This is a genomic window from Pseudomonas sp. CIP-10 (assembly GCF_020911845.1).
Lineage (GTDB): Bacteria > Pseudomonadota > Gammaproteobacteria > Pseudomonadales > Pseudomonadaceae > Aquipseudomonas > Aquipseudomonas alloputida.
The window spans coordinates 1,823,252-1,836,745 of record NZ_CP087160.1 but is presented as its reverse complement, the minus strand read 5'-3'; the positions used below and the strand labels follow the sequence as shown (position 1 = coordinate 1,836,745).

Below are 13,494 nucleotides of genomic sequence, written 5' to 3'. Positions count from 1 at the left end.
ATCAAGTGATTGACTGACGGAATTTGCATTTGCCTTTAACCTGGCAATCAGGATTCCCATTGCCGCATGCGCACCCGGCAGTGCTTCATGGCATTGACGATGTGCTTTTCCACCAGGCTGCGGGAGATGCCCAGCCGCTCGGCGATCTGCAGATGTGAAAGGCCTTCGATCTTGCGCAGCAGGAAGCATTCGCGGCAGGGGCCGGTCAGTTCGTCAAGCGCCCGCTGCATGAGGGCCAGGCGTTGGTTGAGCTGCAGTTCCTGCGCCAGCGCCGGCACATGCCCGCCCTCATCACTGTCGAGTATCTCAAGCGGTTCGGCCTGACGCACCAGATGGCGACGATGACGGTCGATCACCAGGTTCAGGGCGATACGGTACAGGAATGCGCGCGGATGCTCGATCTGCCCGTTGTCCGTTCGCTCCAGTACCCGCAGGTAGGCATCGTGGGCAACATCCTCTGCCGCCTGACGGTTACCCAAGCGCGCGGACAGGAAACTCACCAACTCACGATAGTAACGTTCCACAAACACACCTGGAATCGTCTGCACACCCACGCTGGGGCAGATGCAGAACTGAGTGATATCAGCGTGCGATCTTACAAAATATAATGATTCTCAGCAACGCACACCTGCGCTGTGCTTACCGTCAATCCGACGCCCGTACAACCTTGAGATTGCGGGCATACCAGGGGCGCTGCGGCACCCGTGGTTGCAGCCGGGCAAAGAGGTCTTCGTTGCCATAAATGATGCGCAACGCCAGCTTCATGGTTTCCGGGTCCATTTCGACGCTTCGACCGGGCCGCAAGCCCGGCACCGTCGAACAGCCATGGGTATCGGGACCCAGCCACGGGTCAGCCACCGCCACCCAACGCCCGGGTGCGAACCAGGGCACGCCGTTCACCTGCAAGCGGCGGATCTCACCCGGGTGGACCCGCTCATGGGCTCGGAACCAATCGTCGACTCGGTCGTCGATCCAGCCATGAAAATGCCAGAACACCGGGTTTACATGTGACGAGAACGGGTCGCCGAGAAAATCGTTGCGTGCTTCGAACCAGCGCTCAGCGAAATCACCCGGGGTACGTGCAGCAGGCACCGGCATACCGTTGGACGGGTCGCGCGGCACCGCCGCCCAACGCATGTGCAACCAGTCATGCAGGCCCAGCTCCAGTTCTGAGCCGAACTGCCCCAAGGTCAGCTTGCTCAGATATTCCGGATCACTGTAGCGCGACTCCCAGACCTGAAAGTTGCCGTGGAAGGTATCCGGGCTTTTGATGTCGCGTACCCACTGGGTGTACTCCTGGTCGTCATGGGCCAGCCAGGTCGGTGGCAAGGCATTGCCGTCGTGGTTGTCGAAGTAACGGGCAAAACCGATGCGGTCACGCTCGAGCTCCGGCTGAGGCAGCGGGAACCGCGTCCACGAAGGCAGGTCCTGCAGGGCCCTGGCACTGCCGAGCATGTGCCGGTGCATGAACAGGAAGTCCTCTCCGGAACCGTTGCGATCCTTGTGCCGGCCACGCGCATCACGCTCCTGGCCACGCGGCCCGGGTTGCCAGCCCAAGCCACGCAGGGCGGATTGCTTGTCCTCTTCCAGCTTGTGCCACTTGTCCCGCGATGCGTGCCATAGCTGGTGGAACAGCCGATGCTCCGGCGAAATGAGCCACGCCAGCAGCTGTGGCGACAGCGGCGTACGTTCGCGAGCCTCCGGGAAAGGCCGCTTCAAGGCCAGGAAGCCATTGTCCAGAACAGGCAGAGACAGGGCGCGGTCCAGGGCCGAGATACGACCATTGAGCGTTGCCGGCCCGGCATTGCCATAGGCGCCCCAGACCTCATCGAGCACCACATGGCATTCATAGCGCGCCTGCCCTGCACCGGGCTCGGTTGAAAACAGCCGCCAGCGCAACATCCCGGGCTTGTCCGTCAGCAAGTCACCCATGACCCGATAACGGGGTTCCTGCTCACTGCGCAGGCGTTCGGCGGTGTCCAGGTAACCTCGCAGCCCCCGGCCATTGCTGGCGACATCCAGAAACAATTCCAGCTCCCCGTCGGGCAAACCCAGCAGTTGGGCATCCTTGCCATGTGCAGTCCAGCGCCAGATGCCCCGCAGGGTGTCGCCCAGCTGCTGCAGGCGGGTATCGGCCAACTCGACAACAGCCTCGCCAGGCGTTTCCGCAAACGCCTCGGCATCCCGCTGGCGCTGCATATACAGCGCTCCGGGTACCGCTACGCCCGTCAATGCCACAGCAGCGATGAACCCGCGTCGAGAAATCGTCATTGCAACTACCTGCGCCTTCATTGCGGCCATGGAGCACGGCCCGTCCAAGGCTAGAACGTTGTACCTGCACTGAAATTTAACGCCGCGGCCGGGGCGGCTAAATTTCCTCCGTGTCGACTCGTTCACCCCAGGTAGCGACGGCCTCTGTGCCCTCCCTCGACGGCGAACCTACCGAGACCAAGATGACGACACCACGCTGGAAAAAAGCCCTGTACATCAGCCTGGCTGCGGCAGTCGCCGCGGGTGCCGGTCTGGCTGCCTGGTACCATTTCACGGCCCCTGGCGGCTACTCCCGGGAAGTCGTTCGTCAAGCCAACGACTTGCAGGAACGCATCATCTCGTTCGACAGCCATGTCACCTTGCCGCTGGACTTCGGCAACGAAGGCAGCGAAGCCGACAAGGACGGACCGGGCCGCTTCGACCTGGCCAAGGCTGCCCAAGGGCGGTTGTCTGGCGCGGCGCTGACCATCTTTGCCTGGCCCGAATCCTGGACGGGCGCAAACAGCCCGCATCGCCCCACGCCAGGTTTCGTCGAGGCCGCCCGCCACACCCAGGAAGTGCGCTACAACGCCATCACCGCAATGGTGCGCGACTTCCCCGAACGCGTCGCCATCGCCTACACCCCACAGGACATGCGGCGCTTGCACGGCGAAGGCAAGTTCGCGGTGTTCCTGAGCATGCTCAATGCGTATGCGCTGGGGGACGATATCGACCAGCTCGACCGCTGGGCGGCACGCGGGGTGCGCATGTTCGGCTTCAGCTACGTCGGCAACAACAGCTGGGCCGACTCGTCTCGCCCCTTGCCGTTCTTCAATGACACTGTCGATGCACTCGAGGGTCTGTCCCCCATCGGCAAGCGCGCCGTACAACGGCTCAATGACCTGGGTGTGATCATCGATGTCTCGCAGATGTCCAGCAAGGCGCTGAACCAGGTCATTCAGCTCAGCCGTACTCCGGTGGTGGCGTCGCACTCGGCACCACGGGCCATGGTCGATATCAACCGCAACCTGTCCGACAAGGAAATGCAGTTGATCAAGGAAAGCGGCGGGGTCGTGCAACTGGTCGCGTTCTCCAGCTACCTCAAGCCGCTCAGCGCGCAGACCCAGGAAAAGCTCAATGCCTTGCGTGCCCGCTACGCGCTGCCGCCACTGGCTGACCTGAACTACGCGCTGATGCCTGGCGACCCGATCATAGCCGGCTGGCCCGAGCAGAAGGTCGGGCAATATGCCAACGAACTCTATGCAATCCTCGAACAGGAGCCGCCAGCGACCCTGAAGGACTACGGTGATGCCATCGATTACACCGTGCGCAAGCTCGGCATAGACCACGTAGGCATCAGCTCGGACTTCAACGAAGGCGGCGGCATCGACGGCTGGCACGACGCCAGCCAAGCACGCAACGTAACGGCCGAACTCCTTACCCGCGGCTACTCCGAAGCCGACATCGCCAAGCTTTGGGGTGGCAACTTCCTGCGCGTCTGGGCACAGGTACAGAGCGCCGCCCGCGGTACCGACACTTCACTGCGCTAAGCCATTGGGCACCTTTATGAACGACCGCCGCAATTTTCTCAAAAGGGCCGGCATCCTCGCCGCCGGCCTGCCCCTCGCCAGCCATCTGCTACCCGTTGCCGAGGCCGCCACGCCGATACCGAGCGCCGGCAACCAACGATGGGCCGATTTTCGCCGCCTGTTCGAACTCGACCCAAACTATGCGCACTTCGCCAACTTCCTGATCACCTCTCATCCAAGGCCGGTACGCGAAGCCATCGAGGCCCTGCGTGCACGTTTCGACCGTCACCCGGCGCTGATGGTCGACTGGGATGCCCAGTCGGAGTGGAAGCACGAGGCTGAGGTACGCCAATGGGCGGCACGCTACCTGGAGGTGGCGCCACGCCAGATTGCCCTGACGGGCAGCACTACCGAGGGCCTGGGTTTGATTTATGGCGGCATCAAGCTGGCGCCCGGCCAGGAAATCCTGACCACGGTGCACGAGCATTCCGCCGCACGGCAGACCATGAACTACCGCAGCGCCCGCGATGGCAACCCGGTACGCAGGCTACGCCTGTTCGAGCAACCCTGGCAGGTGAGCACCGACCAGGTGCTGGGTACCGTGCGGGCCGCCATTTCCCCACAAACGCGCGTGCTGGGCATGACCTGGGTACATTCGGGCAGCGGGGTGAAACTGCCGGTTGGCGAAATCGGTGCGCTCGTACGCGAGGTCAATCAGAACAGGGACGAACGCGACCATATCCTGTATGTCATCGACGGGGTTCACGGTTTTGGCGTCGAGGACATGCGCTTCGCCGACCTGAACTGCGACTACTTCATATCCGGGACCCACAAGTGGATGTTCGGCCCCCGCGGGACAGGCATCATCTGCGCCGCATCCTCGGCACTGGGGCAGCTGCAACCGAGCATCGCCACCTTCTCGGAAAACGAAGACTTCGCCACCATCATGAGCCCGGGCGGCTACCACGCCTTCGAGCACCGCTGGGCCCTGGGCAAGGCGTTCGAACTGCACCTGCAAACCGGCAAGGCTGCCGTGCAGGCACGCATCCACGCCCTCAACGACTACCTGAAGCAACAGCTGGAAAGCCTGCCTGCCATCGAACTGGTGACGCCGCGCAGCAGCACCCATTCGGCGGGCTTCACCTTCTTTCGCGGCAAAGGCCAGGATGCCGACGCGCTGGCCAGGTACCTGACTAGCCAACGCGTCATCGTCGACGCCGTCTCGCGCGATGCCGGGCCAGTGGTGCGCACTGCGCCGGGTTTGCTGAATACCGAAGCGGAAATCGACCGCTTGGTCGACGTACTGCGCCAGCGCCCGCGCGCCTGACAACCCGGGCCCGGCCACACGCGCCCATGCCAACCCTGCACAACGACAACCGACGAGGCTTACCGTGGACCTTCAGCGCATACTCGAAAAACTGTTCGTCAATGCCCATGCCGTCGGCATCGAAGGCGTGTTCCAGTTCGACTTCGGCCAGGGACTCGCCTACTGGTCCGAGGTATGCGCCAACCCCTGCACGGGGGGTGGCTGGCATGAGGCTCCGGACGTCATGATCGAAGTGGCTCAAGATGACTTCCTCGGCATCATGGCGGGCGCTGTCGACGTAGAGGAGCTTTTCGCCAGTGGACGCCTGAAAATAACCGGCAACATGGGCCTGGCGACCCTGCTGCCGCAGGTTATCAGCAGCGCGCGGCAAGGCGCGACCACCAGCAAGGCAGCAATGAACCAGCGCTACCCCACGCCAGGACGCTACAGCGAGGAGGTCTCGGCAGCCCAACCCGTGCTGTATGAGGTACAACGCCTGTCACGGGCCGAAATGCCGCCGTCGCGGTTTCACCATGAACACCTTTCAACGGGCGTGCCAGTGGTGCTGAGCGATGCCCTTGGCGACTGGCCGCTGTTCACCATGGGCCGTGACGCTTCGCTGGCCCACTTTGCCGAGCTGCAGGGCATCACCCGGCATGGTGACTACGTGAAGAAGACGTTCTCTACCGACCGCGACTTCCGCGCCACCCCCATGGCCGACTTCATCGCTTCGCTCGACAAGCCGGCCAAGCCCGGCGAGCCGCCCGCCTACATGGGCAACAATATCGTGCCGGAAAAGCTGCAGGCTCTGATCCGCTACCCGGACTACTTCGATCGCCAGCGCTTCATTCCACCGCGCATCTGGATCGGTCCCAAAGGCACCCTTACACCCCTGCACCGGGATGACACCGACAACCTGTTCGCCCAGGTCTGGGGGCAGAAATCGTTCATTCTGGCAGCACCGCACCATCGCGCCGCATTGGGCACCTGGTCAACCAGCCCGAAGGGCGGCCTGGACGGCTGCGATTTCAACCCCGATGCCCCCGACTACGAGCGCTTCCCCGAAGCCCTCAAGGTGCCCTTCCTGCGTGTGGTATTGCAGGCCGGCGACTTGCTGTTCCTGCCCGAGGGCTGGTTCCACCAGGTAGAGTCAGTGTCCACGTCGCTGTCCGTGAACTTCTGGGTAGACTCCGGACGCGGCTGGTAACCGGCGTGACGGCAACCTGGTCTTGATGGGCCATTGGCGCAGGCGATGGGCCGCAACGCGGCCCTGACAATGGTTCAGACTGCCGCGATCAACGCCTCTGCAAAGCGCTGCGCCACGTCATCGATCTGCTCAGCGCTGATGATCAACGGCGGCAGGAAGCGCACCACCGCGCCATGCCGCCCGCCCAGTTCCAGGATCAACCCGCGCTTGAGGCACTCGCGCTGCACCTTGGCCGCCAGCTCTCGGTTGGCCTGTGGATACCCCAAGGCATCCCGCTCGCCCTGCGGCTCCACCAGTTCGACCCCAAGCATCAAGCCACGCCCGCGCACATCACCCAATTGCGGATAGTCACGTTGTAATTGCTGCAAGTGCTGACGCAGGCGCAGCCCCATGGCCTCGGCATGCTCGGCCAGGCGATGCTCGACCAGGTAGTGGATCACCGCCGAACCCGCCGCCATGGCCATCTGGTTGCCACGGAAGGTACCGGCATGGGCGCCCGGCTTCCAGGTGTCCAGCCAGTCGCGATAGACGACTACCGCCAGCGGCAGGCTGCCACCGATGGCTTTGGACAAGGTGACCACATCGGGCACGATGCCGGCGTGCTCGAAGGCGAACATGCGCCCGGTACGGGCGAAGCCGCTCTGGATCTCATCGACGATCAACGCCACGCCCGCCTGCTCGGTAATGCGCCGCACGCCCTTGAGCCATTCGATGTCGGCCGGAATTACCCCGCCCTCACCCTGTACCACTTCGAGGATCACGGCGGCGGGCAGCGGCACGCCGCTTTCCGGATCGAGCAGCAGGTTTTCCAGGTAATGCAGGTTGGCCTTGACCCCGGCCTCACCACCCAGGCCGAACGGGCAGCGGTAGTCGTAGGGGTACGGTATGAACTGCACGCCGCTGCTCAGCAACGCACCCAGTGGCTGCTTGGGGCCAAGGCTACCCATCAGACTCAACGCGCCCTGGCTCATGCCATGGTAGGCGCCATGGAAGGCCAACACGGTGCTGCGCCCGGTTGCGCCACGCACCAGTTTGAGCGCCGCTTCAACGGCGTCGGTACCGGTTGGGCCGCAGAACTGCACCTTGGCCTCGCGACGCAGCGCCTCGGGCAGGATGCCGAACAGGTCCTGGACGAAACGGTCCTTGACCGGTGTGGTCAGGTCGAGTGTATGCAGCGGCAGTTCGTCAGCCAGCACGCGCTGGATTGCCTCGACTACGACCGGGTGATTATGACCCAGCGCCAAGGTGCCAGCGCCGGCCAGGCAGTCGATGAACTGGCGGCCTTCGACGTCTTCGACATGGATGCCCCGGGCGCGCTTGAGCGCCAGCGGGATGCGCCGCGGGTAGCTGCGGGCGTTGGACTCTTGCTGTTGCTGGCGTTGCAGCAAAGGCGAATCGGTGAATTCGTACAAGGGTTGCGGCAAGCTGGCCGGTGCAACCTGGGCAAGGCTGGAAGCGGTGGACATGGGTGAATCCTCGCAAGCAAGCGGATGGGCGGTTATCGCTTTGGAAACGCTTGAGTGGGGGGAGGATTTAGCGGTTGTTACTGGATTTTATTTTTGTCTGTGCCGGCCCTTTCGCGGGTAAACCCGCTCCTACAAGGACCGCACCGCCCGTAAGAGCGGGTTCACCCGCGAAGAGGCCAGCACAGACAAACCCGCCCCACAGACCGCACCCCCGTAGGAGCGGGTTCACCCGCGAAGAGGCCAGCACAGGCAATAAACATCAATGCACCGGACGCGCCGGTACCCGCAACAAGACCCGCAAGCCGTCACTACGGCTGTCAAAGCGCAGGCTACCGGCACACCGCTGCACGATTGCCTGCACTATCGCCAGCCCCAATCCGCAACCACCACTCTGCCCATTACGCCAGAAGCGCTCGGTCAGGTGCTCCAGGTCCGCTTCGGCAATCCCTGGCCCATGGTCACGCACCATGAAGCCCACTTGGCCGTCTGCCATCTGCACGTCCAGCTCTACAGCTTCATCACCGCCATGACGCAAGGCGTTGTCCAGCAGGTTGCGCAGTGCTGCCACCGCCAACGGTGCCGGCATGCCCAGGTAGATTTGCGTAGCCTCCTCAGGCAGACGCAGCACGATACGCCGGTTGTCGCCGCCGCCCGCATCCTGCATCGCCTGCCGCGCCACCTGCTCGGCGCTGCACTGCACGCCATCCTCGAACGACAGGCTGCCTTCTACCCGCGCCAGCATCAGCAACTGCTCAAGCGTGCGGTGCATGCGGTCGGTGCCCTGCTCGGCATGTTCCAGCGCCTGCTCGCGCACTGCACCGTCGGTCATGCGCGCCACCTGCAGGTGGGTCTTGATCGCGGTCAACGGGCTGCGCAGTTCATGCGCGGCATCGTCGGTCAGGCGCCGCTCACGCTCGAGGGTCTGAGCAATGCGCAGGAACAGCTGGTTCTGGGTCTCCAGCAACGGCTGTAACTCGCTGGGCATGCCCGCCACCTGCAGCGGCTCGACACTGTCCGCACGCCTGCGGCGCAAGGCATCACGCATGCGGTTGAGCGGCTCCAGGCCCTTGCCAAGGCCGATCCACAACAGCCCCAGGCTGCCAAGCAGGGCCATCAATACCGGCGCCGATGCCGCCAGCAGAATCGACTGGTTCAGTGCCTCGCGCTCCATGTGCCGGTCGGCCGTGGTGATGCGCACATCGCCGTGGTTGTAGGTAAAGGTGCGCCAAAGCGCATCGTCGATGGTCTGGTCACGGAACCCGCTGCGCTCGTCGTCCATGGCGCCATCGTGCTTGTGGTTGCTGGCGAGGATCTCGCCACGCAGCGAGCTGACCTGGCAGGCCATGCCATCCGGTACGCTGAACTGGTCGGCAGAAAAATGCGCCTCCCCGCCCTTGGCGGTCAGCGGCTGCGGCAACTGGTCGATCAACCCGGCGACCATACGCGCCGACGCCACCAGGCGCTGGTCGAGGGAAAACATCATCTGCTGGCGCAGGTCACGCAGCATCCACGCCGCGGCCAGCGCCCAGATGATCACGAAGGCGCTGCCGAGGATCAGGCTCAGGCGTACCCGAAGGCTCATGATGCGGCCTCTTGCGGTGCCTGCGCCGGGCCCAGCCGGTAGCCCAGGCCACGCACGGTCTCGACAATGCCGTTACCCAGCTTGCGACGCAGGTGGTGGATGTGCACATTCAGGGCGTTGCTCTCGACCTCGTCGCTGAAGCCGTATACGCAGTCCTTCAGTTGCTCGCTGGACAGCACGCGCCCGGGGTTCTGCAGCAGCGCCTGGAGCAGGGCCTGCTCACGGCGGGACAGGTCGACATGCTGGCCGGCCAGGGTCGCCTCGCAGCTACTCGGGTCATAGCGCAGCGGGCCGTGCTCGATCACGTTCACCGCCCGCCCGGCCACCCGCCGCAGCAAGGTATGCAGGCGTGCGGCCAGCTCGCGCAGATCGAAGGGCTTGAGCAGGTAATCGTCGGCACCGGCCTGCAGGCCATCGACACGATCGGTGACGGCATCCCGGGCAGTGAGCACCAGTACCGGCAGGGTCTCGCCTTTTTCGCGCAGGCGGCGCAGCAGCTTGAGGCCATCTTCGTCGGGCAGGCCGAGGTCGAGGATCATCACGTCGAACTGCGCGGCCTGCAGCATCGCCCGCGCAGCGGCGGCGTTGCCAACCCGGTCCACGGTCAAGCCCTGAGCGGTGAGGCCGGCGCAGATGCCGGCGGCGATCAGGTCGTCGTCCTCGCAGAGCAGAACGTGCATGGTGGGGCTCCCGGAGTGGTGTGGCTGGTATTGCACCTTGGGCGGATTAAGGGGGGATTATGGACCTTTTGGGCAGGGTTGGGGGGAGATCGAGCGCCGCGCGGGTCGCCACCCTGCCCCTCGCAGCCTCAACCCCAATTCCCGAGCTTCTCGAACACAACAGAAACGAAGTCGCCTTTTCCTACAACTGACCCAGAAACCTCTGATCCGAATCCATGATGGGATTTCCCCCTGCACACGTTGTCAGGGAGACACCTCATGTACCTGGATTACCTCGCGCCCTCGTGGCACGAGATCGAGTCACGTGTCATCGCCATGGTGGGCTATCAAAGCGGTGGCCAGTTCCGCACCAGCCTCAATGAAGAGGTCGCCTCACTGGGCCTCAACCTGCGCCGGATCGAAGCTGTCCGCACAGCCTTCTACCACGCTGAATGGCAGGCGGCGCAGATGCTGCGCCAGCGCTTCGCCGACCTCGACATCAACAGCATCGTCGACGAACTGCTGAGGGTCGTGCAGCAGATGGCGATGATCGTCGCCGGCAGCACCATTACCGGTGGCCTGCTTGGCGCGACGGTAGGCGCATTCGCCGGCGGCGCCGGAACCATTCCGCTCGCTGGTGCAGGCGCGGTCATGGGCCTCAAGGTCAGCGGCTGGATCCTTGGCGCGCTGGGGCTGGCTTCCATCGCCGAGTTCTTCGTCGAGGGCTTGCCGCGTATCGGCGAGTACTACGTCGATGGCATCCGCTTCGCCTGGGAAGGCACCTGCGGCAATGAAGGCACCGGCCCGTTCTGCCGGGACGACCCGTATGCGATATCCCGGGCCACGCATCAGATTGCCCAAGGCCATGTGGAAGTCGTGGTGCTGTTGTTGGGGGCGATCGTGTCGTACCTCACCCGCGGGCGCGGCGATGCCCGGGTGCTGGCCCAGGAAATGGCGGCCAGCCGCAAAGGCGCGCGGCTGGGGCAATGGATGCTCCAGCATGAAGAGGGGTTGAAGAAACGGCCGGATCTGCAGGTGCCGGAGCGGCGCAAAGGGGCGATGGATGATCCGCAGCCAGTTCAGCCGAATCGGCAGGCGGGAAAAGACAAGGAGCACCCCACAGGGAAGCCCGGTAGCATGCCGTTGCATACGGTGGCGTGTTTCAAGGCGGATAAATTGCCAGCGTCGAAGCATGGCGAGTTTGAGCGGCAGTTAAAGGGACAACAAGATGGACTCAATCGGCTGACGGTTGAAGAGTTCCTGGAAAATATTGCAAATCCCATAAAGCGAGATCCGAAAACCGCGAGAAAAGCAAGACAAAAACTGTATGACGACCTAAGGAAAAGAGCTTATAGAAAACTGCCCAAGGACATGAACCCAATTGAAGCAAGAAAAATTTCAACGATGCAGGCTAAGGAAACGATGTCCTCTCTTGCTGCGCTGCACAATCCAGATCTAATCGCCGGCGGCAAGGATGTCATCTCTGACTTCGGGGATAGGCAAGTAAATTCCACTATAGGTCCCCAATGGAGAAGCAGGGTAGGAGAGCTGACAAGATCAGTCGAAGAGCAAGCCAAAGATGGCCGCGCATCAGGCTTTTTAAATGTCAGACTGCACAAATGCTAACAAGATAAGGAGCGCGACAATGGACGAATTTTTCTCCCTCTTCATAGAAGAAATGGGCGAGCCGATTTTCAGGCAGGAGGTGCCACCTTCTAGCATCGAGCGCTACAGCGGTAAATTACCGAAGAAACTGTTGGAATACTGGGCCGAGCACGGATGGTGCGGATATGGTGATGGAATATTCTGGACGGTCAATCCGCAAGACTACGAGGGCGTAGCCGCCTCATTCATAGAGGGCACTGCGCTCGAAGGGCGAGATACCTATCATGTCATCGCTCGGGGCGCCTTTGGTGATCTCTATCTGTACGGAGAAAACTCCGGTTTTTCATTAGACATCGTAGCCCACACTTCACAATACTCCGGCAGAGTGAATGAACTTGATGCAGGCAACATGGACAAGGAGGTGCAAGATTTCTTTCTATTGATCGAACGGGAGTCCAACGACTTTGGCGATTTATTCGAGCCTGCATATAACAAATTAGGCAAACTCAATCATGATGAGATGTATGGTTTCGTTCCAGCCTTGGCATTCGGTGGCCCCTGCGATTTTGCTCACCTAGAAAAAGTCAAAGCTGTCGAGCACTTAATACTACTTGCACAGATCTCCACCCTCGAACCCTATAGCTTTTCTGACTTCTAAACACAGTATTGGCCGTGAAAAGCGGCGGATGAGATGCACGGCTTCGTCACGGCGTTGATGCTGGACGCGTCTGCCAGCCTGGCCAATCCTGCATGCTCCAGCGCTTGCTCGCGCACCGCGCCGTCGGTCATGCGTGCCACCTGCAGGTGGGTCTTGATCGCGGTCAGCGGGCTGCGCAGTTCATGCGCGGCATCGTCGGTCAGGCGCCGCTCACGCTCGAGGGTCCGGGCAATGCGCCGGAACAGCTGGTTCTGGGTTTCCAGCAACGGCTGCAACTCGCTGGGCATGCCCGCCACCTGCAGCGGTTCGACACTGTCCGCGCGCCTGCGGCGCAAGGCATCACGCATGCGGTTGAGCGGCTCCAGGCCCTTGCCAAGGCCGATCCACAACAGCCCCAGGCTGCCGAGCTGGGCCATCAGTACCGGCACCGATGCCGCCAGCAGAATCGACTGGTTCAGCGCCTCGCGCTCCATGTGCCGGTCAGCCGTGGTGATGCGCACGTCGCCGTGCTTGTAGGTAAAGGTGCGCCAAAGCGCATCGTCGATGGTCTGGTCACGGAACCCGCTACGCTCGTCGTCCATGGCGCCATCGTGCTTGTGGTTGCTGGCGAGGATCTCGCCACGCAGCGAGCTGACCTGGCAGGCCATGCCATCCGGTACGCTGAACTGGTCGGCAGAAAAATGCGCCTCCCCGCCCTTGGCGGTCAGCGGCTGCGGCAGTTGGTCGATCAGCCCGGCGACCATACGCGCCGACGCCACCAGGCGCTGGTCGAGGGAAAACATCATCTGCTGGCGCAGGTCACGCAGCATCCACGCCGCGGCCAGCGCCCAGATGATCACGAAGGCACTGCCGAGGATCAGGCTCAGGCGTACCCGCAGGCTCATGATGCGGCCTCTTGCGGTGCCTGCGCCGGGCCCAGCCGGTAGCCAAGGCCACGCACGGTCTCGACAATGCCGTTACCCAGCTTGCGCCGCAGGTGGTGGATGTGCACGTTCAGGGCGTTGCTCTCGACTTCGTCGCTGAAACCATACACGCAGTCTTTCAGTTGCTCGCTGGACAGCACTCGCCCAGGGGTCTGCAGCAGCGCCTGGAGCAGGGCCTGCTCACGGCGGGACCCAATTCCCGAGCTTCTCGAACACAACAGAAACGAAGTCGCCTTTTCCTACAACTGACCCAGAAACCTCTGATCCGAATCCATGATGGGATTTCCCCCTGCACACGTTGTCAGGGAG

10 protein-coding genes and 2 pseudogenes are annotated in these 13,494 nt (G+C 62.8%); 5 read left to right on the top strand and 7 right to left on the bottom strand.

Going from position 1 to position 13,494, the window contains the following annotated elements:
- Positions 1-47: 47 nt before the first annotated feature.
- Together LMH93_RS08325 and pvdP are read right to left on the bottom strand one after the other, a co-directional pair.
- On the bottom strand, positions 48-524 hold the full coding sequence (locus LMH93_RS08325) for a sigma-70 family RNA polymerase sigma factor (RefSeq protein ID WP_003254241.1): 477 nt from the start codon (positions 522-524) through the stop codon (positions 48-50).
- Between the two features lie 121 nt (positions 525-645).
- The gene (pvdP, locus tag LMH93_RS08320) at positions 646-2,271 is read right to left on the bottom strand and encodes a pyoverdine maturation tyrosinase PvdP (RefSeq protein WP_230065004.1); all 1,626 of its coding nucleotides are present in this window, start codon (positions 2,269-2,271) and stop codon (positions 646-648) included.
- A 182-nt stretch (positions 2,272-2,453) separates the two neighbouring features.
- Here pvdP and LMH93_RS08315 point away from each other — a divergent pair, with 182 nt between their 5' ends.
- The 3 genes from LMH93_RS08315 (at position 2,454) to LMH93_RS08305 (ending at position 6,292) form a co-directional block, all read left to right on the top strand.
- Complete coding sequence (locus LMH93_RS08315; protein WP_230065003.1) at positions 2,454-3,800, top strand: dipeptidase; 1,347 nt, start codon at positions 2,454-2,456, stop codon at positions 3,798-3,800.
- A 16-nt stretch (positions 3,801-3,816) separates the two neighbouring features.
- Positions 3,817-5,106: a pyoverdine-tailoring periplasmic protein PvdN gene (pvdN, locus tag LMH93_RS08310; protein ID WP_230065002.1), complete on the top strand. Its 1,290-nt coding sequence runs from the start codon at positions 3,817-3,819 to the stop codon at positions 5,104-5,106.
- 64 nt (positions 5,107-5,170) lie between these two features.
- Positions 5,171-6,292, top strand: a complete 1,122-nt coding sequence (locus tag LMH93_RS08305) for a cupin-like domain-containing protein (RefSeq protein ID WP_230065001.1) — start codon at positions 5,171-5,173, stop codon at positions 6,290-6,292.
- 74 nt (positions 6,293-6,366) lie between these two features.
- Here the strand turns inward: LMH93_RS08305 and LMH93_RS08300 are convergent, their stop codons facing one another.
- From LMH93_RS08300 to LMH93_RS08290, 3 genes are all read right to left on the bottom strand, one after another.
- Positions 6,367-7,758 (bottom strand): aspartate aminotransferase family protein, encoded by a 1,392-nt coding sequence (locus LMH93_RS08300; RefSeq protein ID WP_230065000.1) that lies wholly within the window; start codon positions 7,756-7,758, stop codon positions 6,367-6,369.
- Positions 7,759-8,017: 259 nt separating this feature from the next.
- Entirely contained in the window at positions 8,018-9,340 is a 1,323-nt protein-coding gene (locus tag LMH93_RS08295) for an ATP-binding protein (RefSeq protein ID WP_003254253.1), read from the bottom strand.
- Positions 9,337-10,020: a response regulator gene (locus tag LMH93_RS08290; protein WP_004576176.1), complete on the bottom strand. Its 684-nt coding sequence runs from the start codon at positions 10,018-10,020 to the stop codon at positions 9,337-9,339. Before LMH93_RS08290 ends, LMH93_RS08295 begins: the two co-directional genes overlap by 4 nt.
- Positions 10,021-10,278: 258 nt before the next feature.
- Here LMH93_RS08290 and LMH93_RS08285 point away from each other — a divergent pair, with 258 nt between their 5' ends.
- Both LMH93_RS08285 and LMH93_RS08280 read left to right on the top strand, forming a co-directional pair.
- Positions 10,279-11,625 (top strand): DUF6861 domain-containing protein, encoded by a 1,347-nt coding sequence (locus LMH93_RS08285; protein ID WP_230064999.1) that lies wholly within the window; start codon positions 10,279-10,281, stop codon positions 11,623-11,625.
- Positions 11,626-11,644: 19 nt separating this feature from the next.
- Positions 11,645-12,262 carry a GAD-like domain-containing protein gene (locus LMH93_RS08280; RefSeq protein ID WP_230064998.1) on the top strand — a complete coding sequence of 206 codons (618 nt, stop codon included), beginning with the start codon at positions 11,645-11,647 and terminating at the stop codon, positions 12,260-12,262.
- An 89-nt stretch (positions 12,263-12,351) separates the two neighbouring features.
- Here the strand turns inward: LMH93_RS08280 and LMH93_RS08275 are convergent.
- Both LMH93_RS08275 and LMH93_RS08270 read right to left on the bottom strand, forming a co-directional pair.
- A pseudogene (locus tag LMH93_RS08275) lies at positions 12,352-13,146 on the bottom strand (sensor histidine kinase N-terminal domain-containing protein); the annotation flags it as partial.
- Positions 13,143-13,376: pseudogene (locus LMH93_RS08270) on the bottom strand (winged helix-turn-helix domain-containing protein); the annotation flags it as partial. The pseudogenes LMH93_RS08275 and LMH93_RS08270, both read right to left, overlap by 4 nt.
- Positions 13,377-13,494: the final 118 nt, after the last annotated feature.

Excerpts from the sequence above, each read along its gene's own strand:
- pvdP (WP_230065004.1), bottom strand. The coding sequence starts at position 2,271 with ATGACGATTTCTCGACGCGGGTTCATCGCTGCTGTGGCATTGACGGGC.
- LMH93_RS08315 (WP_230065003.1), top strand. The coding sequence starts at position 2,454 with ATGACGACACCACGCTGGAAAAAAGCCCTGTACATCAGCCTGGCTGCG.
- pvdN (WP_230065002.1), top strand. The coding sequence starts at position 3,817 with ATGAACGACCGCCGCAATTTTCTCAAAAGGGCCGGCATCCTCGCCGCC.
- LMH93_RS08300 (WP_230065000.1), bottom strand. The coding sequence starts at position 7,758 with ATGTCCACCGCTTCCAGCCTTGCCCAGGTTGCACCGGCCAGCTTGCCG.
- LMH93_RS08295 (WP_003254253.1), bottom strand. The coding sequence starts at position 9,340 with ATGAGCCTTCGGGTACGCCTGAGCCTGATCCTCGGCAGCGCCTTCGTG.
- LMH93_RS08290 (WP_004576176.1), bottom strand. The coding sequence starts at position 10,020 with ATGCACGTTCTGCTCTGCGAGGACGACGACCTGATCGCCGCCGGCATC.
- LMH93_RS08285 (WP_230064999.1), top strand. The coding sequence starts at position 10,279 with ATGTACCTGGATTACCTCGCGCCCTCGTGGCACGAGATCGAGTCACGT.
- LMH93_RS08280 (WP_230064998.1), top strand. The coding sequence starts at position 11,645 with ATGGACGAATTTTTCTCCCTCTTCATAGAAGAAATGGGCGAGCCGATT.